The sequence below is a fragment of the Psychrobacter sp. genome, assembly GCF_036731945.1.
Taxonomy (GTDB): domain Bacteria; phylum Pseudomonadota; class Gammaproteobacteria; order Pseudomonadales; family Moraxellaceae; genus Psychrobacter.
On sequence record NZ_DAINDI010000015.1, the window covers coordinates 1 to 1,544 of the forward strand.

General features: G+C 44.2%; 2 protein-coding genes. Both read right to left on the reverse strand.

What is annotated here, in order from left to right; all coding sequences use genetic code 11:
• Positions 1 to 112: 112 nt before the first annotated feature.
• Positions 113 to 1,204, reverse strand: coding sequence for a peptide chain release factor 1 (prfA, locus tag V7D75_RS04575; protein ID WP_333613598.1), 1,092 nt, complete (start codon positions 1,202 to 1,204; stop codon positions 113 to 115).
• Between the two features lie 269 nt (positions 1,205 to 1,473).
• Positions 1,474 to 1,544: hypothetical protein (locus tag V7D75_RS04580; protein WP_333613631.1), on the reverse strand; the 71-nt coding region annotated here is incomplete at its 5' end.

Genomic DNA, 1,544 nt, shown 5'->3' on the forward strand with positions numbered 1-1,544 from the left:
ATATTAATCAGCTATTTGACGATGTTTGACAAAATTTAGCCACTTTTAGCCCATTTAGATACAAGCGCTTGAATTGAGGACACGCCCTAGCGAACTTAGACAGTTTGTGCTTTTAATCACCGCCGCCAATACTTGCCATCAAGTCTGCTTGGTGCTCACGCAGCAGCGCATCAAGGATTTCATCTAAGTCGCCTTCCATAATCGAATCAAGTTTGTATAACGTCAAATTGATTCGATGGTCGGTCATACGACCTTGTGGGAAATTATAGGTACGAATACGCTCTGAGCGATCGCCACTACCGACCAAATCCCGACGTATTGAGTCCGCCACATCAACCTGTGCTTGTACTTTTGCTTGCTGAATTTTGGACACCAGCATTTTCATCGCATGAGCACGGTTTTTATGCTGACTGCGTTCTTGTTGACACTCTACCACGGTACCCGTTGGAATGTGGGTCAAACGTACCGCAGAGTCGGTGGTGTTAACATGCTGACCACCGGCGCCGCTTGAGCGAAAGGTATCCATTTTAATATCAGCAGGATTGATATCGACGCTATCATCAATCTCAACCTCTGGCATAACGGCAACCGTACACGCTGAAGTATGGACACGACCTTGGCTCTCGGTTTCAGGTACACGCTGGACGCGGTGCGCGCCCGACTCAAACTTTAAACGACCATAAACGCTATTGCCCGACACACGAGTAATGATTTCTTTATAACCGCCATGCTCGCCCTCATTGGCTGATAAAATCTCTACCGTCCAGCCTTGGTTCTGCGCGTATTTTTGATACATACGGAACAAATCACCCGAGAAAATCGCTGCTTCATCACCGCCTGTCCCCGCTCGAATTTCCAAAAACGCTGGTACTTTATCATTGGGGTCTTTTGGCAACATCATGACGTTAAGCGCTTCTTCCATCTCAGCAATGGTCTTACTCGCACTGTCAATCTCATCCTGCATCATCTCTTTCATTTCAGGGTCTGATGATTCCGCTAGCATCGCCTCTGCATCCGCTTGATCCGTCTCTGCCCGCACATAGTTTTGCCATAACGTCGTGATCTCCATCAAGTCACTATGCTCAACGGACAATTCACGGAATTTATTATTATCGCTGATGACACTTGGGTCGGATAATAAGGCGGTGACCTCTTCATAACGGTCTACCATCTGGTCTAAACGCAGGCGTAAGGATGCTTTCATAAAAGGACTTTTTTAAAATGAGTAAAATAAGAGAGTGATTATAGCAAATTTTTGCGATTAATTTAAAACCTCTCAGCAATCTTGCCATTATATTCGCAAACTGCTCAATTTATACGTGATTACGCCCATATACCAACCTTCAATTCTGCTTGCTATAGCTATAAAAAGGCATCACGAAACAAAAAAACAAACGGCGAGCATAAAAAAAATAGCTAAGAATTCTCTTAGCTATTTTTATGGTTAAAACAGAGCTTTGATGAACTATTAAATTAAACCTTACGAACCAATACCGAACCAATCGAGTAACCCGCCCCAAATGAGCAAATCACACCCAAGTCAC

What these genes read in the sequence shown, in the direction of transcription:
- prfA (WP_333613598.1), bottom strand. Translation starts at nt 1,204, where the DNA reads ATGAAAGCATCCTTACGCCTGCGTTTAGACCAGATGGTAGACCGTTAT.